The organism is Paraburkholderia azotifigens, from assembly GCF_007995085.1.
In the GTDB taxonomy this organism is placed as follows: domain Bacteria; phylum Pseudomonadota; class Gammaproteobacteria; order Burkholderiales; family Burkholderiaceae; genus Paraburkholderia; species Paraburkholderia azotifigens.
The window spans coordinates 2,082,549-2,101,317 of record NZ_VOQS01000003.1 but is presented as its reverse complement, the minus strand read 5'-3'; the positions used below and the strand labels follow the sequence as shown (position 1 = coordinate 2,101,317).

The following is an 18,769-nucleotide window of genomic DNA, read 5'->3' as shown; positions in this document are numbered from 1 at the left end:
AATGGCAACGCCACCACAAGCACTGCCGACGCGCTCCGCCGTTCTCGACGACGCGCATGTCGGCGACATCCGCGGCGCGCTCGGCACGATCGCGCATCACGACACCGCCCCGCGCAACAGCTGGGGCGCGCGTCTGCGCACACTGCTCGCGATTGTCGGACCCGGCCTCATCGTGATGGTCGGCGATAACGACGCGGGCGCCTTCGGCACCTACACGCAAGCCGGACAGAACTACAGCACCACCTTGTTGTGGACGCTGCTGCTGCTCGTGCCCGTGCTGTACGTGAATCAGGAAATGGTGCTGCGTCTCGGCGCCGTGACGGGCGTCGGTCATGCGCGCCTGATCTTCGAACGCTTCGGCAAGTTCTGGGGCGCGTTCAGCGTCGTCGATCTGTTCATACTCAACGCGTTGACCATCGTCACCGAATTCATCGGCATTACGTTCGTGCTCGACTTCTTCGGCGTATCGAAGGTGGCGGGCGTGTGCATCGCGGCCGCGCTGACGATGGCGGCCGTCAGCACGGGAGACTTCAAACGCTTCGAGCGCTTTGCGATCGTGCTGTGTCTGCTGAGCCTGCTGCTCGTGCCCGTGCTCGTGACCATCCACCCGCCCGTCTCGCAGATGACGCAGCATCTGTTCATGCCCGCATGGCCCGCACACGCGAAGCTGTCGGACGTGATGCTGCTCGTGATCGGTATCGTCGGCACCACTGTCGCGCCGTGGCAGTTGTTCTTCCAGCAAAGCTATGTGATCGACAAGCGCATCACGCCGCGCTTCATGAAGTACGAGAAGGCGGACTTGTGGATCGGCATCGTGTTCGTGCTGATCGGCGCAATCGCGATGATCTCGTTCAGCGCGGCGCTGTTCGGCGGCAAGCCGGAATTCGGCCAGTTCTCCGATGCAGGCGGCGTGATCGCGGGCCTCGAAAAGTATGCGGGCCGCACGCCTGCCGTGCTGTTCGCGATTGCGCTGATCGACGCGTGCATCATCGGCGCGGCGGCCGTGTCGCTGTCTACGGCTTATGCAATCGGCGACGTGTTCAAGATCCGTCACTCGCTGCATCGCGGTGTCGCCGACGCGAAGGGTTTCTATCTCGTGTACTTCGGGATCGTCGCAGCGGCGGCGGGACTCGTGCTCATTCCGGGCAGCCCGCTCGGCCTGCTGACGGAAGCCGTGCAGACGCTCGCGGGCGTGCTGCTGCCGAGCGCAACCGTGTTCCTGCTTCTGCTGTGCAACGATCGCGCGGTGCTCGGGCCGTGGGTCAACTCGAAAGGGCTGAACCTGTTCACGGGCGCCGTCGTGTGGGCGCTGGTGCTGCTGTCCGTCGTGCTGACGGCATCGGTGGTGTATCCGGACATCAGCGGACACGCGATCATCGAGATTCTCGCGGGCGGCACGCTGCTCGCCGTGGTCGCGCTCGTGGTGGCGACCGCGCTGCGCCGTCTGCGCGGAACGCCGGCCACGGAGAGCGCCCCCGCGATCAGCAAGGCCGAACGCATGACCTGGCGCACACCGCCGCTCGACACGCTGCCGAGGCCCGTGATGACATTGCCGCGCCGCATCTGGATGAGCGCGTTGCGCGGCTATCTGGTGGTGGCCGTTGCACTCGTGATCGTGAAGGTCGTGCAGCTCGCATTGACCTGAGCGAAGCCGGAAGGCGCTCACGCGACTTTTTCGAACAATCCTGATACCCCGGCGCGGAGGGTTGTGACACAGTATCGCCGCCGATCCACGGTGCAGGTTTCTGCCGACGCAATGCAAAGCAGCAGCGCATGCCATGAGCGTTGCATTACGGTTGATGGGACGTGGATCGGTCCTTCCCCTGCCCGCCTGTCTGATTCCCCGAAATGAACGCGCCGGGACGAGCCTTGCTTAACGGCTCGCCCCGGCGTTTGTCATCCACGGCACGCGGATCATTGCAGACGCGGATCCATCGGCGCGGTGGCGTGATACGGAATGATGTAGCCGCCACCGCCACCGTTACCGCCGTCGTTACAGCCGCCGCCCGCATGCACGGGCGGAACGGGGAAATGCATCGGCGGCCAGGGCATCGACGGCATGCCCGGGAAGCTCGGCCATGGGCCCGGCTCGGTCGGCTTGCTGATGATGAGGATACCGCCGCGCACGGTCTTCGCAGTTTGACGATCGAGTTCGTCGACCCTCGACAGGTCTTTCACAAGCAGGTGAGTCATGATGGTTCTCCAGCAACGATAGGATGGCGAGCGCCGGCTGCGCCGCGCTCGCTGGGCGTGCTGCACGCACCATGCCAAACGCTGCGAAGCCCGCTGCGAAGGGCCTTCGGTCGAAACGGGAGAAGCCTGCTGGTTGATCCGGACCAACTGTCGGGTGCGCAAGTGTTGGCCGTTCGATGCTGTTCGATGACGGCTGGCGGGCACTCGGCCCGCCGTATGTGCTTCGGCTGACGTTTCAGGGAATTTGAGGAAGCTGAACCGTCAGATATCAGCGCGGCAGCCACGCAAGCGGATCGACAGGCTTGCCGTCCTTGCGCACTTCGAATTGAATGGACGGCACGCCGTTGCTGTCGGCGCCGACTTCGCCGATCGGCTGGCCTTGCGTGACGGCGTCGCCTTCCTGCACGAGCAGCCTGCTGTTCTGGCCGTAGGCCGTGATCAGCGTGTCGTCGTGCTTGATGATGACGAGCGGACCGTAAGCCTCGATGCCCGTCCCCGCGTAGACGACGCGCCCCGTCGCGGCGGCGCGCACCTGATCGCCGGGGCGTCCGCCGATCACGATGCCCTTCGACTTGCCCGCCACGAACGGTTTCAGGATCGGGCCGCGCAACGGCCACGCGAGCGCAATCTGCGGTTGCGCGGCGGGCGCAGGCGGAACGGCCGTGGTGGATGGCGCGGGCGTCGGCACGGGCGTGGTCTGCGCGTAGGTGGGCGGCCCGACGCGCAGCATCTGGCCGGGCGCGACGGGTGTCGATACTGTCAGACCGTTCCACGCCGCGAGATCCTGCGGGCGCTGGCCGTACGCGCCCGCGATGCTCTGCAGCGTATCGCCCGGATTCACCCGATAAAACCCGGCGGGCACGCCGCTGGCGGCCGCACCGGACGGCGCCGTCCGATAAGTGGGCGCCGACGCCTGCTGCGGTTCCCACGGGTACGTGGTGCACGCGCCGAGCAGGCTCGCGACGGCGAGCGAGATCAAAGCCTGCGTGACGACGTATTGCCGTTTTACTGTCATTTTTGTGGCCCTCGACGCGGTATGGGACGGGACGGCGCTCAGGTTGGCCGCCCGTCGTTTGAACGTGTAGCGGGATATGCAGTGCAAATATTATGCCTCGGCCGCCCGTCCGAAAAATGACGGCCGGCAAACGCAAACAGGGCAGGCTCGACAGGTTCGTTCTGGAGCATGCCCGACTCGCGCAAGACGACTGCTGCGATAGCTTTCCCGGCTGCCAGCGTGATTCCTTCTGCAATCCCAATTAATTTCGCGCCTGGCGAAAACGCAAGATCATACGCTGCCTGCGGACTCGATGACGAGAATGCGTGCTTCGCCGATGGGATGTGCGACGTGCTCGGTGCCGACCGACGCATGGAACACGTCGCCTGTTTCGAGCACCGTTGAGTGCTCGACGCCCGCTTCGCGATAACGCATCTCCACGCGTCCGTCGAGCACGGCGAAGACTTCCTCGCCATCGTTGATGTGCCACTTGTAGGGCTGGTCGGTCCAGTGCAGGCGAGTGGTGATGCCATTCATGTTGGCGATGTCGAGCGCGCCCCACGCGCGCTCTGCGGTAAACGTGCTGCTGCGGACGATCTTCATGGCGAGCTTGCGCAATGATGGTTGTCGGACTGGACATTATAGTGTCGCTCGCGATCACGCACGTCTCTTGCTCACATGCCCGGAGATGACCGTTGCATGCGGCTTGCGCGCCATTGCATAGCTGGAGTGCTCGCCTATACTGAACTTTGCCGCAGTCAATGAAATGCGCATGTCCGTAAGCCGATGCGCGGCGAGACGGTTCATCCACTTCAGCGTTTCCGTTTAACGAGGAGGTTCCATGAACAAGGCGTTGTTTCTTGCCGTGCAGTTGAATGTCGATGAGATGACTTCATCGCCTGCACTGGTCGAACTGCTCAATGCCCATCTCGTCTTTGCCGTCGATGTCGCCGAGGCCGCCGATGCCCTCGTGCAACTGGCGAGCGTGCGCCGCCTGTCGAGCGGCGTGGAAGCGAGCGTCGAGATTCCCGCTGTCGCACTCGAGCAGCTGCGCCAGGCGCTCGAAGCGCTCAGCGATTACGACCAGTCGTGGCTCTTCGCGCTGGAACCAGGCCGTGCGCTATTCGACGATATCGCGGGTGGGCAACGCACGCTGCATTGATGTGCCCGCAAACCTGAAGAGGTATGGCTTCCCGGCCGCCTACCGAGGATCGATCGTGAAAAATCTTTTGAACATGCGCCGCGCCGCCGTCAGCAATGGCGCAGCGGCACACCTTCATTTCCCGCAGCAGCACGCTTCGCAACACGCCGCAGAATCCGAACCGGCTCAACTCGCCGACCTTCCCGCCAGCGAGAGCGATGCGGGCGCAACCATCGACGAGCGGCCCGCGAGCGCGCCCCCGCGCCCCGTCACGCCGCTGCATGCGGTGCAGGTCACGCCTTCCGCGTCGAATGGACGCGCCGTGCAACTGGCTGACGCAAACGATGTGGAACGCATGGCCGACGATGCGGCACTGAAGACGTTTCACACGTTTCGTACTTTTGATTATTCCGTCAGCCTGCTGTTTTATCCAAAAGAACTGAAATACTTCGTGGCACTGTTTCAGGAAGACCGCATGTGGCGCGTGCTCACCACGAGCGACATGAATACGGCCAGGCAACTGTTCCACCATATGCAGGAACAGGCCACGCGGCTCGCCGACGGCGAGACGCGCCGCCTGCAGCTCGAAGCGCAGAACGAACAGTTGAAACGCCTGATCGCCGAGTCCGAAGCGCACGCGGAGCGGCTGCGTCGGGGCTTGCAGCGCACCACCGAGCAGGATCAGGCGGTGACGGGCAGGCAGCATCAGTTGCGCAAGGATCTCGCGCAACTCGAAGCGCAACGCACGGCGGCGCAGGCGCAGCTGAACAAGGCGCATCGGCAGGTGCATCAGCTGAACGTCGCGAACAACGAAGCGATTCCGCATATTCCGCGCTGAACGCCGCGCACCCTGTTCCCGCAGCGGACGCGCTGTACGCGGCAGGAATGCAAAAACGCCCGTCAGGATCGACCTGACGGGCGTTTTCTACCTTCTTTTGTCTGCTCGCGAGGTCTGAGGCTCGCGGACCTCGACCATCGCGCTGCACCTACGGCTTAGTTGCCGAAGAACACCGAACGCGGACCCTTCTCATCGCCCAGCGAGCGGCCGGCTTGCGACGTGCCGTTCGTCTGCACGCCGTAACCCGTCGTGCTGGCTTGCGCGACGTCTTGTGCATGGACGCGTGCTTCGGCGGCCTGGATGTTGTTCGGGTAATTCTGACGATCGGACAGCGGATCGTAGCCGGCCTTTTCCAGACGGGCGAGATCGGCGCGAACTTCGGCGCGCGTAAGCGGCTGCTGGCTCGACTGTGCGAACGATGCGACGGGAGCGGCAACAGCGGCGGCGAGAACGACTGCGGAAATCAGGGCTTTCATGGACAACCTCCGAGAACTTGTTTTTTGGTTCGCTGCGAACACTGCGTTCGTCAGCGTTGATGCAAGTTTATGGAAGGTGACGCCCTAGGGAAATCCCTTATTCGATGAAACTATGTTGCTATTATTGAAATAATCTGGCGCGTTACCGGATTCGGCCGCTTGTTTGGATCGGAAAATTGCAACACTGTGTTCCAAAATTTGTGCGCTTGCTGAAACAATCGTGCCGAAAGGGTGCACCGCGCAAAGTAAAACGCCTCGGCGCCGTGCAGGCGCCGAGGCGTTTCAACCTGTGCGGATTCAGGCGATCCGGCTTATGACCAGTTCGCGTGAAAGCTGCCCGGTTTGTCGAGGCGTTCGAACGTATGCGCGCCGAAGAAGTCGCGCTGCGCCTGAACCAGATTCGCGGGCAGACGCGCCGAACGGTAGCCGTCGAAGTACGCGATCGCCGACGAGAACGCCGGCACGGGCACGCCCGCCGTCGTCGCCGCGATCACGACGTCGCGCAGCGCCGCCTGGTAGTTCGCCGCGATGTCGCGGAAATACGGATCGAGCAGCAGGTTGGCGATCTGCTTGTCCTTCGCGTAGGCGTCCGTGATCTTCTGCAGGAAGCGGGCGCGGATGATGCAGCCGGCCCGGAAAATCTTCGCGATCGTGCCGTAGTCCAGATCCCATTTGTAATCGTCCGATGCCGCGCGCAACTGCGCGAAGCCCTGGGCGTACGAAATCACCTTGCTGAAGTACAGCGCGCGGCGCACGGCTTCGATGAACGCGGCGCGGTCGCCCGCGAACGGCTTCGCGGCCGGCCCTTCGAGCACCTTGCTCGCGGCGACGCGCTGGTCTTTCAGCGACGACAGCACGCGCGCGAACACGGCTTCCGTGATCAGCGGCAGCGGCGCGCCGAGGTCGAGCGCGTTCTGGCTCGTCCACTTGCCCGTGCCCTTTTGCGCGGCGCGGTCCATGATCACGTCGACGAGATCCTTGCCCGTCTCTTCGTCCTTCTTGTCGAAGATCTTCGACGTGATCTCGATCAGGTAGCTGTCCAGCTCGCCCTTGTTCCACTCGGTGTAGACGGCGCCCAGTTCCTGGTTCGACAGGCCGACCACCTGCTTGAGCACCGCGTAGCTTTCCGCGATCAGCTGCATGTCGCCGTATTCGATGCCGTTGTGGACCATCTTCACGAAGTGGCCCGCACCGTCCGGACCCATGTACGCGACGCACGGCTCGCCGTCCGGCGCCTTCGCGGCGATTTCGGTGAGGATCGGAGCAACGAGGTCGTAGGCTTCGCGCTGGCCACCCGGCATGATCGACGGGCCCTTGAGCGCGCCCTCTTCGCCGCCCGACACGCCCGTGCCGATGAAGTGCAGGCCCGATTTCGCGAGTTCCTGGTTGCGGCGGATGGTGTCGGTGAAGTGCGTGTTGCCGCCGTCGATCAGAATATCGCCCTTATCCAGCAGCGGACGCAGCGCAGCAATCGTCGCGTCGGTGCCTTCGCCTGCCTTGACCATCATCAGAATGCGGCGCGGCTTTTCAAGCGAATCGACGAACTCTTCCAGCGTGTAGGTCGGAACCAGCTTACGGTCGGGAAACTCCGCGATCAGTTCGTCGGTTTTCTCGCGGGTGCGGTTGAACACGGACACCGCGTGGCCGCGGCTCTCGATGTTCAGCGCCAGATTCCGGCCCATCACCGCCAGCCCCACTACGCCGATTGCCTGTTTGCCCATGTGAATTCTCCAGATTCCAGTAAGTCGTGAAGCTGCGCCCGCCATCAAGGCACAGCGTCGAGGATGAAAGGATAAAAGAAATGACGGGATGCCGCTCGCGTACTCCCGTATCTCATACCGATGACGGGCATGGACGATGCGTAGTGTCTTTCGCCGCGCTTTCGCTGCGTGCATGCGCTGCACGCCGCCGATCCTCTACAGCTTAGTCCGCGAAACGCGCCGCGCACATGCATCCTGCAAGCGGTCGCGCAAGCGCGGAGTCAGGCGTCAGACCCGCCGCCGCGGCTATCGTTTCTGGAACACGAGGCTGAAGTTGTTGGCGGGCATCTCGACGGTTTCGTCGAGATCGAAACCCGCTGCATCCGCCAGCGCCACGACGTCTTCCATGTCGCGCACGCCCCATGCGGGATCGCGGCTTCGCAGCTGGGCGTCGAACGCCGCGTTGCTCGGCGCCGTATGTGCGCCGCCGCGCCGGTACGGCCCGTATAGAAACAGCACGCCGCCCGCTTTCAGCAGCCGCCCCGCGCCGCCGGTCAGCGCCCGCGCCGATTCCCACGGCGAGATAAGGATCATGTTGATGCAGACGATGGCGTCGGCGGCATCGAGGCCCCACGACGCGTCGCGCACGTCGAGCGCGAGCGGCGCACGCACGTTGGCGAGCCCGCTATGCGCCGTCCATGCGGCAATCGACGCACGCGCGTCTTCGCCCGGATCGCTCGGCTGCCAGGTCAGTTGCGGCAGCGCCGCCGCGAAATGGATGGCGTGCTGCCCCGTTCCGCTCGCGATCTCGAGCACGGTGCCCGTCGCGGGCAGCACGCGTTCGAGCACGGCGAGAATCGGCTCGCGGTTGCGTTCGGCGGCGGGCGCGTGCTGGCGCAGGTTCGGGTCGGGCGTCGTCATGGCGATTCAGTACAGGCTGGTTCGGATACGTTCAGCGAGGTCGCGATCATACGCTAGAGAATCGAAAGTCTCACCGAAGATCCGCTTGTGCATGTCGCCCGCGCTCGGCAGCTGCGAACGCTCGACGTGGCGCGCGGGATCCCACAGCTTCGAGCGCACGAGCGCTTTCGAGCAATGAAAGTACACGGCGTCGATATCGACGATCAGCACGGAACGCGGCTTCTTGCCGTCGACCGGGAAGCTGTCGAGCAGCGCCGGATCGGCCGAAACGCGCCCGCGCCCATTCACACGAAGTGTTTCGCCGACACCCGGCACGACGAACAGCAGCCCCACATGCGGATTGACGATCACGTTGCGCAGGCTGTCGATGCGGTTATTGCCGACGCGGTCGGGAATCGCCAGCGTGCGTTCGTCGATCAGCCGCACAAAGCCTGGCGCATCGCCGCGCGGCGAGCAGTCTAGACCTTCGGGGCCCGCCGTCGCCAGCACGATGAACGGCGAATGCTCGATGAACGCGCGATAGCAGTCGTTGACATACGGAATCTCCTTGCGCACCGAGCGATCGTGCGGCTGCCCGTACAGCGCTTCCAGTTCTTCGATCGTCGTGAGCATCGGCGTTCCTTGTTGAATTGGCAGGTAGCCAGGCATTCGGGTCAGCGCACCGCCAGACTCGCCGCGAGCGCGGCCAGCGCATCGCCGCACGGCGCTTCGACTTTCAGCGACAGCAATGCGTCGGCGCGCGTGCGCCCGAGATTGATCGCGGCGATCGGCTTGCCCAGTTTCTGCGCCCACGCGCAGAAGCGATAGCCCGAATACACCATCAACGACGAACCGACGACCAGCATCGCATCGGCGGCATCGAGCGCGTTCGACGCCGCCTCGACGCGCGGCTTCGGCACGTTTTCGCCGAAGAACACGACAGCCGGTTTCAGCAGTCCGCCGCAGTGCGGGCACGCGGGCACGCGAAACGAGCCGAGATCGTGCCATTCGAGATGCGCGTCGCCATCGGCGGCAGGCTCGGCGATCACGTCGAGCAACGCGGGATTCTCGTTGATCAGCATCTGCTGGATCGACGCGCGACGGTGATGCGTGCCGCAATCGAGGCATGTCACTTCGCCGATGCTGCCGTGCAGTTCGATCACGTCGCTGCTGCCTGCACGCTGATGCAGGCCATCGACGTTCTGCGTGACCAGCGTGCGCACGCGCCCGGCCGCTTCGAGCCGTGCGAGCGCGCGGTGCGCCGCGTTCGGCTCGGCCTTCGCGACGACGGGCCAGCCGACCGTGCTACGCGCCCAGTAGCGCTGGCGCGACGCAATCGAGCCGAGAAACTCCTGCAGCGTGATGGGCGGCGAGCGTTTCCACTCGCCGTTTTCGTCGCGATAACCGGGAATGCCGGAATCGGTGCTGATGCCCGCGCCCGTCAGCACGAAGAGCCGCGGATAGCGTTCGACGAAATCTTGGAGCGCGGCGAGTGCGTGAGGTTCGATCAGCGTGGACATGGGGTCGGTGGAACGAATGGATGCGGATCGGCGCTCAACGCTTCCTGCGCGGCCTGCCTTCGCGCTTTCCAGGCTGAAGCGGCTCGGCATGCCGTGCCTCCCATGCCGCCAGCGCCGCGCGATATCGCGTGACCTCTTCGTCGTACAGATCGAACACGCACGGATCGCAGCCGCTATGACAGCAATCGTCGGGATCGGGCCGCACGGGCGGCGTGGGGCGAGGATCGGCGGCGGCGGACGCGCTCGGGTGCGGCGCCTCGTCAGCAGTCACATCCACTTCCAGTGGTTCGGGAAGCGTCCAGTATAAGTCGGACGAAGCGGCCGCGTCGTGTCACGTATGAGTCAAGCTGAGTCACGCTGAGTCACGCGTGCTTCATCCGCGCCCGACGAACGGCATCTTGCTTGCCATGATCGTCATGAACTGCACGTTCGCCGACAGCGGCAGGTTAGCCATATGCAGCACGGCATCCGCGACGTACTCGACGTCCATCAGCGGTTCGGCGGCGATCGTGCCGTTGGCTTGCGGCACGCCGCGCGCCATCCGCTCGGCCATTTCCGTCGCCGCATTGCCGATGTCGATCTGGCCGCACACGATGTCGTACGGCCTGCCGTCGAGCGACACCGATTTGGTGAGTCCCGTGATCGCGTGCTTGGTCGCTGTGTAGGCGATGCTCAACGGACGCGGCGCATGCGCGGAGATCGAGCCGTTGTTGATGATGCGGCCGCCGCGCGGCGTCTGCGCCTTCATCATCGCGAAGGCCGCGCGCGTGCACAGGAACACGCCCGTCAGGTTCGTATCGACAACCGAGCGCCAGTCGTCGAGTTCGATCTGGTCGATTTCGACGGGCGGCGCATTGCGGCCCGCGTTGTTGAACAGCACGTCGAGCCGGCCATAGCGCAGCCGGATCGCGTCGAAGAGCGCGGCGACGCTCGCGGCATCCGTCACGTCGCAGGCGACGGCGAACGCGTCCTTGCCCTGCTGTTGCGCTTGCGTTGCGAGCGCATCGAGCGGGGCCTGCCTGCGCCCCGTCAGCACGACGCTATAGCCGCTGTCCAGCAGCTTGCCCGCCGTTGCGCGGCCGATGCCGCTGCCCGCGCCCGTCACGAGCGCCACCTTGCCTCTATTCGTCGCTGCCGATGTCTGCGTCACACCTTGTCTCCAGGTCGTGCTGCGCGCGACACGGCACGACGCGGACAAGTCAGTCGAGCGCCCGGTCGTTCGGCTTCGCGAACAGCTGTTTCATCTCCGCCGACAACGGGTAGTTCAGGTTGATGCCCTTCGGCGGAATGGGTTGCGTGAACCACTTCTGATAAAGATTCGCCGCTTCGCCCGAAGTTTGCAAGCGCGCGATCACGCCGTCCGCGAGTTTCTTGAAGCCGGGATCGTCCTTGCGGAACATGCAGCCATACACTTCCGACATCGGCGACGTGCCCGTGATGAGGTAGTCGTCCGCGTTCGCTTCCCTGGCCTTCGCGCCGTACAGCAGCGGATCGTCCATCACGAATGCAACGGCGCGCCCCGTCTTCACGTTGAGAAACGACTCGGCGTGATCCTTCGCGCTGATGAGGCGCATGTTCATCGACTTCTCGTTGTTCATCTGCCGCAGCAGACGCTCTTCGGACGTGCCCGCCGTCGTCACGACCGTCTTGTTCGCCAGATCGCCGAAGTCCTTCACGCCCGCATCCTTCTTCACGATCATGCGCACGCCGTACTGGAAGAAGCTGTTCGAGAACGCGACCTGGTTGTCGCGCTCTTTCGTATGCGTGGTCGAGCCGCATTCGATATCGATCGTGCCGTTCTGCACGAGCGGAATGCGGTTCTGCGACGTGATGGGAATCTCGCGCACCTTGAGATCGGGCATGTTCAGTTCTTTCTTGACCTCGTCGACGATCTTCAGCGCGATCGCCTGCGAATAGCCGATCACATGCTGCTGGTCGTCATAGTACGAAAACGGCACCGACGATTCGCGCACGCCCAGCGCAATCGCACCCGTCTCGCGGATTTTCTTCAGCGTCGCGCCCGGGTCCTGCGCACATGCGTTGCCGCTGGCGATGGCGAAGGCGAGCAGCGCTGCACACGTTGTCATTGTCGTTTTCATGCCGTGTCTCCTGTTGTGTGGATGTGGGTGCAACGAATTCAGCGATCGTATGCGTAAGCCGCCGTATCGACGGATGGCGCACGGCCCGCGATCATATCGGCAATCACGCGCGCACTGCCGCAAGCGAGCGTGAAGCCCAGCGCGCCATGCCCCGTATTCAGCCAGAGGTTGCCGTACGGCGTCCCGCCGAGCAGCGGCTTCGAGTCGGGCGTGGCGGGCCGGTGTCCGCACCAGGTCTGCGCGCTCGCGTAATCGCCCGCGGCGGGAAAGATCTCCTGCGCGTGGCGCTTCAACAATTCGACGCGATCCGCGCGCTGCGCGTCGCGCAGGCCCGCGATCTCGACCATGCCCGCGATCCTCAACCTCTCGCCGAGCGGCGCGTAGACCACCTTGCGATGCAGGTCCGTCACGCTGACGCGCGGCGCGTGCCGGCGATCGGCGGCGTGAATCGTGAGGCTGTAGCCCGTCAGCGGATAAATGGGCAGACGCACGCCGAGCGCGTCGAGCAGCGGCACGCTGCCGAGCCCCAGCGCGACGACGAACGCATCCGCTTCGATATCGCCCGATGCCGTGCGCGCCGCGACGATGCGCGGCCCTTCCGTGACGAGTCCGCGTACAGGGGTGTCGTAACGGATCATCACGCGATGCCGCCGCTCCAGCGCATCCGCGAGCGCGACGCTGAAGCGCTGACAGTCGCCCGCTTCTTCCGACGGCGTGTGAATGCCGCCCGCGATCAACGGTCGCGCATGCGCGAGCGCGGGTTCGAGCACGGCGCATTCGCTGCCGTCCAGCGCGCGCTGATCCGAACCCGCCGCGACGAGCCGCTCCATCTTGTGCCGCGCGCGTCCGAACTCGTGCGGATCGCGATACACGACGAGCTTGCCGTTGCGCACGTAGTCGAACGCAATCGACTCATGCTTGACGATCTCGTGCAACGCCGCCTTGCTGAGCGCGCCGAGGCTCAGCAGTTCGAGCGCCGTCTGCCGCGCGCGATGGCTGCGGCACGCGAGCAGGAACGCCGCGCACCAGCGCCACTGCTGTGTATCGAACCGCGGCACGAAGCGCAGCGCGGAGTCGCGCTGCAACAGCCACGCGGGCAGCTTCGGCAGCACGGCGGGATCGGCGAGCGGCGCGACGTAGCTGTAGCTCAACTGCCCGCCGTTGGCGAAGCTCGCTTCTAGCGCCGCGCCGCCGCGCGCTTCGACGATCGTCACGTCATGGCCGTCGCGGGCCAGACTCCAGGCCGTCGTCAGTCCGACGACGCCCGCTCCGAGGACACACACATGCATGAATGCTCAAACCTTGCGATTGCATTGCAGGCAAGTGTCGCGCGCCGAAAACGGCGCATCAATTGACGAGATGCGAGGCTGCATAACCTCAGGTTAAGTCGTGCCACGTCGTCGAGACGCTCATCGCGCAAAGCGCGCGCGCAGCACGTCGACGAATGCGTTGCCCGCCTGCGACGTCAGCCCGCCGTCGCGCCACAGCGCGAACACCCCGACGGACAGCGGCGGCTCGATACGCCGCACGCTCACGGCTTCCGCGCCGCTCTTCGCAGTCAGCTCGTCGAGCAGCGCGTGGCCGATGCCGCGCGCGGCGAGTGCGCGGGCGACATGCCAGGTGTGCGCCTCGACAGCGGGCGCGTGACCGTCGAGTCCCAGTGCCTCCAACGCGTTGCCGATCATCTCGCCCAGCGGATCGGCATTGCCGATGCCGATCCAGTCGCCTTCGACGAACGCTTGCAGCGAGACCGGCTGGTCGTCCGTGTCTTCGTCGCGCGGACCGACGCACACGACGGGCGTGCGCCCCAGTTCCACGGAGGCGATGCCCGGCCGCGCGGGCGGATTCAGCGCGACGGCCAGATCGAGATCGCGCGTGAGCAACGCGTTGAGCAGCTCCTCCGTGTGGCGCGTCTGGATGCGCAGCGACACGCGCGGATACGCGGCGCGAAACGCCTCGACGGCGGGCGGAATCAGGCTCAGACCGAGACTCGGCAGACAGCCGATGCGCAAATGCCCTTCCGGCTGCAGCGCCAGATTGCGCGCGAGATCGCGGATGCTGTCGAGGTTCGCCTGAAGCTTCTGCGTTTCGGAGAACAGCAGTTCGGCTTCGCGCGTCGGCTGAAGACGGCCGTGCACGCGGTTGAAGAGCGTAAGGCCCGCGCTACGCTCTGCATGGGCGAGCACCTTGCTGACGGCGGGTTGCGAAACGCACAGCAGCTCGGCCGCTTTCGACAGCGAGCCGGTGCGCATGATGGCGTGGAAGACTTCGATGTGGCGCAGGCGCATGACGCGAATCCGCGGGCGGCGGAGCGATGGAGCAGTGGAAAAGGCTCAAGGATACTGGGTTTCGGCGGGCGCCTTCTCTTTCCAACCCTCCCAATTTCGGGACGCGCCGCGCCCAAATGGTATCGTTCGCATTTGACGTGCATCAAGACAGTCTGACGGTTTTCCCTGAAGCGAAATCCGGCAGAGCCAACGCATCATGAATCAACCGAATCCGCCGCTGCCTCGCGCCGCCGCGCATGCAGCGCCCGCTCGCCGCTGGCCCGCCACGGGCAATCCGCCGATGTTCAACGCCGCCATCGCATGGCATGTCGCGATGCTGGCGGCCTGGGCGCTCGCGCCCCACGCGTGGCCGTGGTGGCTCGCGGGCATCCTCGCGAGCCATGTCGTGGTCGTGTCGATCGGCTTGTGGCCGCGCTCGTCGCTGCTCGGGCCGAACTGGACCCGGCTGCCCGACACGCCGCGCAACGCCGACGCCGTCGCGCTGACGATCGACGACGGCCCCGATCCCGTCGTCACGCCGAAGGTGCTCGACCTGCTCGACGCGCATGGCGTGCGCGCGACCTTCTTCTGCATCGGCGCGCGGGCGCAGCAACATCCGGCGCTGATGCGCGAGATCGTCGCGCGCGGTCACGACGTCGAAAATCACTCGCAGGTGCATGTGCACACGTTCTCGGTCACACTGCCGCGCGGGCTCATGCGTGAAATCGGCGCCGCGCAGCACACGCTCGAGGCGCTGACGGGCGAGCGCCCGATGTTTTTCCGCGCACCGGCCGGCCTGCGCAACCTGTTTCTCGAACCGGTGCTGCAGAAGCTCGACCTGCGGCTCGCCGCGTGGACGCGGCGCGGCTTCGACACCCGCGAACGCAATCCGCAGCGCGTGCTGGAAAGGCTCGTCGATGGCCTCGCGGCACGCGACATCCTGCTGCTGCACGATGCGAGCGCGGCAAAGGATGCGTCCGGCGAGCCCGTCGTGCTCGACGTGCTGCCGCGCCTGATCGAAACCGTGCGCGCAAGCGGACTGCGCTTCGTGACGCTGCGCGAGGCGGCAGGCGCCTGACGCGCGCCCGCGCGACGGGGCGAAACGCTAGGTGCGCCGCCGGATCAGGTGATAGATGACGAGCAGGATGATCGCGCCGATGATCGACGCGATCCAGCCCGCCGCCTGTCCCGGCTGATACCAGCCGAGCGCCCGCCCGACATAGCCCGCCACCAGCGAGCCCGCAATGCCGAGGACGATCGTCATGATGAGACCCATGCTGTCGTCGCCCGGCTTGAGCGCGCGCGCAATCAGACCCACGACGAGACCGACGACTATCGTGCCAATGAGGGAAAGCATGCGAACCTCCGATCAGAGTTAGCACCACGTTGCCCTGCTACTGCCTGCGGACGGACTGCCGGTTCGACGGTCCGCCTTGCTGCCTGACGCGACTGCATCGTTGCGGCGGGCGCGCGAATCAGATACGGAAATCGGCGGCCATGTCTTCGTCGGTACGCGCCTCGAGCTCCCCGCTGCGGCACGCTTTCATGAACGCGTCATAATCGCGCTCGACCTGATCCGCATACGCCGATGCATACTCGGCCAGCGCCTGCGCGAACTGGTCGCTACGTCCAATATACGCGCTGATTTCGATCGCCTTGCCGCCCGCCTTCGCATGCGCGCGCGCCAGCGCCCAGCCGCACAGCCGCGCATAGCCGTTCAGCTGATCGACGTCGAACAGGTCGATGCTCGGCGCCAGCTTCATATCGCGCAACTGCCGCACGTAGAAATGCCGGCCCGACGGCCCCGTCGACCAGCCCAGAAATATGTCGCTCGCCGCCTGCAGCATGCGCTGGCCGAGCACGACGCGCTCGCCCTCGTGCTTCGGCTCGGCTTTGCGCGGCCCCGCCTTGAAATGCTGCGCGATCACCGAGCGGCGCGCTTCCTTGACCTGCAGAAAGAGCGGCTTGCCATGCGGATCGGCCATGAGCAACACGAGACAGCGCGTGCCCACACTGCCGACGCCAGCCACCTTGAACACGAGATCGTGCAGCGTGAACTGGCCAAGCAACTCGCGACGGTCTTCGTTGAGCGTTTTCAGGTAGTCCTGGAAGGTCTCGTGGATCAGCTTGTTCCACTCGCCGATCTTGAACCAGTCGTCTTCGGCATCGAACAGGGTATTCGATCCGTGCACGTGGAACAGGCCGGGCGGCATATCGCGCATGACGTAACGGTCGCCGTCGCGCTCGGCCAGCTTCTCGAGCATGCTTTCGTGCGTGCGGGCGCCCGCCTTCTCCATCGCACGCCGGATCAGCCGGCGGTTCTCGGCGTTCACGGCCGTGTCGACCATGCGATCGAACGTGATCCGCTCGTACCACAGTTCGAGCGCGCCGCATCCCGCGTACTGCGCGATGCGGTCGCGATACTGGTTGACGGCTGTCATCACGAGGTCGTGCGCGGCGCCGCGGCTGAAGCGCATGTGCCGCGCGGCGACGACGAAGCTCGCGGCGAGGCGCTTCAGATCCCATTCGAACGGCGCCGTCGAGACTTCGTCGAAATCGTTCAGATCGAAGATCAGCTGGCGCTCGGGCGTCGCGAAGCCGCCGAAGTTCAACAGATGCGCATCACCGCAGATGGGCAGCGTGAGCGTCGTGTGCGGCGTCAGGCTGAGATCGTGCGCCTGCAGGATCGCGCTGCCGCGAAAGAACGTGAACGGCGACACCGTCATGCGGCCATAGCGCAGCGGCACGAGACGCTCGACGCGCCCTTCGCTGCTCTGCCTGAGCAGATCGACGGGATTGCGATGCATGGGACCGAGCGTGCGGTGACTGGAGCGCCTTGCGTGTTCGCGGGCCGCGCGCCCGCTGGCTTCCCGTTCCGCGATGGTGCTGGCCTTCATGCTTTTCTCCGTTCTTGTGAATCGGCTTGCATCGGGAGCGCTGCAACCGCGTGCCGCGAAGAGGCGTCAGATGCTCGACGGCTGCGGGCTGGCGGGAAAGGTTTGTCGGGTTCGTGCTGCGTTGCACAGTGAAGCCGGCACGCACGTCCATCGGATGGACTGTATTACATTTCACGGCGAACGGGCGCGCAAGTCTGTGCGCAGCTGCACCGGAAAGTCAGAACGGGAAGAGGAAGCAGCGATGGCGCGCGGCGCGCCATCGCGTGGCCGCATCAGAAGAAGCGCGGCGGCTGGAGGATCAAGGCGATGCGCACACTGCGCGGCTGCAGCGCCGCAAGTGTCGTGCGCGCGGCCTCGGCGCGCACGTCGAACGCGACGCGCGCGGCGCCCGACAACGGTGCGACGAAACAATGAGCCGTGAGCGACATCGGATCGACGGGATAGTCGTCCTTGCGCACTTCGTAGTGCAGGTGCGGTCCCGTCGCCGTCCCCGTGCGGCCGACATAGCCGATCACCTGCCCCTGCTCGATGCGTTGCCCGAGCTTCAGATCGTCCGCGAACAACGACAGATGCGCGTAGTACGTCGAATAGCCGTCGTCGTGACGCAGGACGACGTGCTTGCCGTAGCCGCGTCCATCGACGGCCATCTCGACGATACCCGCCGCCGCCGCGTAGATCGGCGTGCCGGCGGGCGCGGTCAGATCGACGCCCGTGTGGAAGCGGCGCTCGCCGTAGACGGGATGCCGGCGCATGCCGAACGGCGAACTCACGCGACCGTAGTTCAGCGGCATCGCGAACGGCTCGCTCGCGATCAACGCGCCGTCGGGCGTGTAGTACGCGCCCTGCGCCGCGCCCGGCGCCGTGAACCAGAGCGCATCGTATGCCCGTCCGTTCAGACGGACTTCGAGCGATGCAATACGCGGTTCAGCCGATTCATCGGCTGGTGCCATCACCAGCCGGTATTCGTCGCCTGCTTGCGCCTGCGCGTCGACATCGACGCGGCCCGCGAAGATCGCGCCGATCTGATCGACGACGCTCGCGGCCAAGCCCGCCTGCTCGAGCGTCGCACGCAGTGTCCCGTCGATCGCGCCGGCGCTCGAACGCGCTTCGTCGCCCTGCAGGCTGAAGCCCGTGGCGTCGCCGAACGCCGTTGTCGCCTGCACGGTGTCGTCGGGCGCGCCCTGCTGCCTGACGCGCCCGGACCATTCGTGGGTGTCGTCCGCGGGATCGTGGGCGACGGGCACGCACATCGTCGGTGTGGCCGCGCAGACCGTGCCGAGCACCAGTTCGTTCGACGGCATGCGCAAGCTGAGCGACGCCATCGAATAGCCCGGCGCATGCGTGGCGGCGTCGCTGCGAGCGGCCGTCGGCACGGACGCGCCAGCGCCGGACTGGCCCGCGGCGGACCCGGCACGTGCGCCACCGGCGTCGTGCGGCGGAGGCCATACGGCATCGGGCGAAGGAGCGGGTTGCGCGCCGGGCAAAGGCATCTTCCGTGCAACAGCAAGATGGTGCCGCCGCTTGTGAGCGGGACCATGTTTGTGCGCCTTCGGTGCAGCGAGCGCGGTGGATGCGCCGGGCACCATCGAGGCCCCGATCCACAATGCCGAACAGGCGGCCACGCTGGAAAGCGTCTTGCGTTTGAGAGGCAGCGGACGAACCGCAGCCACGGAGATGCCCTGCCCGCGCGCGAGGAATGATCGCAGGTAATTCACGTCGGATCTCGCGTTGGAAACAAAGGGCT

General features: G+C 65.4%; 20 protein-coding genes. 4 read left to right on the top strand and 16 right to left on the bottom strand.

Features of this window, described 5'->3' with window-relative positions; translation table 11 throughout:
- Nucleotide 1: 1 nt before the first annotated feature.
- The gene (locus FRZ40_RS26630; protein WP_147236115.1) at nt 2-1,645 is read left to right on the top strand and encodes an NRAMP family divalent metal transporter; all 1,644 of its coding nucleotides are present in this window, start codon (nt 2-4) and stop codon (nt 1,643-1,645) included.
- A 269-nt stretch (nt 1,646-1,914) separates the two neighbouring features.
- On the opposite strand, the gene FRZ40_RS26625 is transcribed toward FRZ40_RS26630, so the two are convergent.
- From FRZ40_RS26625 to FRZ40_RS26615, 3 genes are all read right to left on the bottom strand, one after another.
- Nucleotides 1,915-2,193 carry a hypothetical protein gene (locus tag FRZ40_RS26625; protein WP_147236114.1) on the bottom strand — a complete coding sequence of 93 codons (279 nt, stop codon included), beginning with the start codon at nt 2,191-2,193 and terminating at the stop codon, nt 1,915-1,917.
- A gap of 268 nt (nt 2,194-2,461) precedes the next feature.
- Nucleotides 2,462-3,208: a peptidoglycan DD-metalloendopeptidase family protein gene (locus tag FRZ40_RS26620; RefSeq protein ID WP_028366406.1), complete on the bottom strand. Its 747-nt coding sequence runs from the start codon at nt 3,206-3,208 to the stop codon at nt 2,462-2,464.
- 270 nt (nt 3,209-3,478) lie between these two features.
- Nucleotides 3,479-3,790 carry a cupin domain-containing protein gene (locus FRZ40_RS26615; protein WP_028366407.1) on the bottom strand — a complete coding sequence of 104 codons (312 nt, stop codon included), beginning with the start codon at nt 3,788-3,790 and terminating at the stop codon, nt 3,479-3,481.
- Between the two features lie 238 nt (nt 3,791-4,028).
- On the opposite strand from FRZ40_RS26615, the gene FRZ40_RS26610 reads away from it, so the two are divergent.
- On the top strand, nt 4,029-4,349 hold the full coding sequence (locus FRZ40_RS26610; protein WP_028366408.1) for a hypothetical protein: 321 nt from the start codon (nt 4,029-4,031) through the stop codon (nt 4,347-4,349).
- Nucleotides 4,350-4,404: 55 nt separating this feature from the next.
- Nucleotides 4,405-5,166 (top strand): DUF2968 domain-containing protein, encoded by a 762-nt coding sequence (locus tag FRZ40_RS26605; RefSeq protein ID WP_240057288.1) that lies wholly within the window; start codon nt 4,405-4,407, stop codon nt 5,164-5,166.
- A gap of 155 nt (nt 5,167-5,321) precedes the next feature.
- On the opposite strand, the gene FRZ40_RS26600 is transcribed toward FRZ40_RS26605, so the two are convergent.
- The 10 genes from FRZ40_RS26600 to FRZ40_RS26555 form a co-directional block, all read right to left on the bottom strand.
- A complete protein-coding gene (locus tag FRZ40_RS26600; RefSeq protein WP_028366410.1) occupies nt 5,322-5,642 on the bottom strand; it encodes a DUF4148 domain-containing protein in 321 nt (106 codons plus the stop codon).
- A gap of 311 nt (nt 5,643-5,953) precedes the next feature.
- The gene (gene gndA, locus FRZ40_RS26595) at nt 5,954-7,363 is read right to left on the bottom strand and encodes an NADP-dependent phosphogluconate dehydrogenase (protein ID WP_028366411.1); all 1,410 of its coding nucleotides are present in this window, start codon (nt 7,361-7,363) and stop codon (nt 5,954-5,956) included.
- 285 nt (nt 7,364-7,648) lie between these two features.
- Nucleotides 7,649-8,263 carry a DUF938 domain-containing protein gene (locus FRZ40_RS26590; protein ID WP_147236113.1) on the bottom strand — a complete coding sequence of 205 codons (615 nt, stop codon included), beginning with the start codon at nt 8,261-8,263 and terminating at the stop codon, nt 7,649-7,651.
- 6 nt (nt 8,264-8,269) lie between these two features.
- Nucleotides 8,270-8,875: a pyridoxamine 5'-phosphate oxidase family protein gene (locus FRZ40_RS26585; RefSeq protein ID WP_028366413.1), complete on the bottom strand. Its 606-nt coding sequence runs from the start codon at nt 8,873-8,875 to the stop codon at nt 8,270-8,272.
- A gap of 41 nt (nt 8,876-8,916) precedes the next feature.
- Nucleotides 8,917-9,762, bottom strand: a complete 846-nt coding sequence (locus FRZ40_RS26580; protein ID WP_028366414.1) for an NAD-dependent protein deacetylase — start codon at nt 9,760-9,762, stop codon at nt 8,917-8,919.
- Between the two features lie 34 nt (nt 9,763-9,796).
- A complete protein-coding gene (locus FRZ40_RS26575) occupies nt 9,797-10,033 on the bottom strand; it encodes an oxidoreductase-like domain-containing protein (RefSeq protein WP_028366415.1) in 237 nt (78 codons plus the stop codon).
- Between the two features lie 102 nt (nt 10,034-10,135).
- Nucleotides 10,136-10,912, bottom strand: coding sequence for an SDR family oxidoreductase (locus FRZ40_RS26570; protein ID WP_147236112.1), 777 nt, complete (start codon nt 10,910-10,912; stop codon nt 10,136-10,138).
- Nucleotides 10,913-10,961: 49 nt separating this feature from the next.
- On the bottom strand, nt 10,962-11,861 hold the full coding sequence (locus FRZ40_RS26565) for a glutamate/aspartate ABC transporter substrate-binding protein (RefSeq protein WP_167528691.1): 900 nt from the start codon (nt 11,859-11,861) through the stop codon (nt 10,962-10,964).
- Between the two features lie 38 nt (nt 11,862-11,899).
- Nucleotides 11,900-13,150 (bottom strand): D-amino acid dehydrogenase, encoded by a 1,251-nt coding sequence (locus FRZ40_RS26560; RefSeq protein ID WP_147236110.1) that lies wholly within the window; start codon nt 13,148-13,150, stop codon nt 11,900-11,902.
- A gap of 120 nt (nt 13,151-13,270) precedes the next feature.
- A complete protein-coding gene (locus FRZ40_RS26555) occupies nt 13,271-14,149 on the bottom strand; it encodes a LysR family transcriptional regulator (RefSeq protein WP_147236106.1) in 879 nt (292 codons plus the stop codon).
- Between the two features lie 196 nt (nt 14,150-14,345).
- Here FRZ40_RS26555 and FRZ40_RS26550 point away from each other — a divergent pair, with 196 nt between their 5' ends.
- On the top strand, nt 14,346-15,206 hold the full coding sequence (locus FRZ40_RS26550; RefSeq protein ID WP_028366420.1) for a polysaccharide deacetylase family protein: 861 nt from the start codon (nt 14,346-14,348) through the stop codon (nt 15,204-15,206).
- Between the two features lie 27 nt (nt 15,207-15,233).
- Here FRZ40_RS26550 and FRZ40_RS26545 read toward each other — a convergent pair whose 3' ends face one another.
- The 3 genes from FRZ40_RS26545 to FRZ40_RS26535 form a co-directional block, all read right to left on the bottom strand.
- Nucleotides 15,234-15,485: a GlsB/YeaQ/YmgE family stress response membrane protein gene (locus tag FRZ40_RS26545; protein ID WP_028366421.1), complete on the bottom strand. Its 252-nt coding sequence runs from the start codon at nt 15,483-15,485 to the stop codon at nt 15,234-15,236.
- A 118-nt stretch (nt 15,486-15,603) separates the two neighbouring features.
- Complete coding sequence (locus FRZ40_RS26540; protein WP_147236105.1) at nt 15,604-17,025, bottom strand: DUF2252 domain-containing protein; 1,422 nt, start codon at nt 17,023-17,025, stop codon at nt 15,604-15,606.
- A gap of 272 nt (nt 17,026-17,297) precedes the next feature.
- Nucleotides 17,298-18,740, bottom strand: a complete 1,443-nt coding sequence (locus FRZ40_RS26535; protein ID WP_147236104.1) for a M23 family metallopeptidase — start codon at nt 18,738-18,740, stop codon at nt 17,298-17,300.
- Nucleotides 18,741-18,769 lie beyond the last annotated feature (29 nt).

What these genes read in the sequence shown, in the direction of transcription:
- FRZ40_RS26630 (WP_147236115.1), top strand. Translation starts at nt 2, where the DNA reads ATGGCAACGCCACCACAAGCACTGCCGACGCGCTCCGCCGTTCTCGAC.
- FRZ40_RS26625 (WP_147236114.1), bottom strand. Translation starts at nt 2,193, where the DNA reads ATGACTCACCTGCTTGTGAAAGACCTGTCGAGGGTCGACGAACTCGAT.
- FRZ40_RS26620 (WP_028366406.1), bottom strand. Translation starts at nt 3,208, where the DNA reads ATGACAGTAAAACGGCAATACGTCGTCACGCAGGCTTTGATCTCGCTC.
- FRZ40_RS26615 (WP_028366407.1), bottom strand. Translation starts at nt 3,790, where the DNA reads ATGAAGATCGTCCGCAGCAGCACGTTTACCGCAGAGCGCGCGTGGGGC.
- FRZ40_RS26610 (WP_028366408.1), top strand. Translation starts at nt 4,029, where the DNA reads ATGAACAAGGCGTTGTTTCTTGCCGTGCAGTTGAATGTCGATGAGATG.
- FRZ40_RS26600 (WP_028366410.1), bottom strand. Translation starts at nt 5,642, where the DNA reads ATGAAAGCCCTGATTTCCGCAGTCGTTCTCGCCGCCGCTGTTGCCGCT.
- gndA (WP_028366411.1), bottom strand. Translation starts at nt 7,363, where the DNA reads ATGGGCAAACAGGCAATCGGCGTAGTGGGGCTGGCGGTGATGGGCCGG.
- FRZ40_RS26590 (WP_147236113.1), bottom strand. Translation starts at nt 8,263, where the DNA reads ATGACGACGCCCGACCCGAACCTGCGCCAGCACGCGCCCGCCGCCGAA.
- FRZ40_RS26585 (WP_028366413.1), bottom strand. Translation starts at nt 8,875, where the DNA reads ATGCTCACGACGATCGAAGAACTGGAAGCGCTGTACGGGCAGCCGCAC.
- FRZ40_RS26580 (WP_028366414.1), bottom strand. Translation starts at nt 9,762, where the DNA reads ATGTCCACGCTGATCGAACCTCACGCACTCGCCGCGCTCCAAGATTTC.
- FRZ40_RS26565 (WP_167528691.1), bottom strand. Translation starts at nt 11,861, where the DNA reads ATGAAAACGACAATGACAACGTGTGCAGCGCTGCTCGCCTTCGCCATC.
- FRZ40_RS26560 (WP_147236110.1), bottom strand. Translation starts at nt 13,150, where the DNA reads ATGCATGTGTGTGTCCTCGGAGCGGGCGTCGTCGGACTGACGACGGCC.
- FRZ40_RS26555 (WP_147236106.1), bottom strand. Translation starts at nt 14,149, where the DNA reads ATGCGCCTGCGCCACATCGAAGTCTTCCACGCCATCATGCGCACCGGC.
- FRZ40_RS26550 (WP_028366420.1), top strand. Translation starts at nt 14,346, where the DNA reads ATGAATCAACCGAATCCGCCGCTGCCTCGCGCCGCCGCGCATGCAGCG.
- FRZ40_RS26545 (WP_028366421.1), bottom strand. Translation starts at nt 15,485, where the DNA reads ATGCTTTCCCTCATTGGCACGATAGTCGTCGGTCTCGTCGTGGGTCTG.
- FRZ40_RS26540 (WP_147236105.1), bottom strand. Translation starts at nt 17,025, where the DNA reads ATGAAGGCCAGCACCATCGCGGAACGGGAAGCCAGCGGGCGCGCGGCC.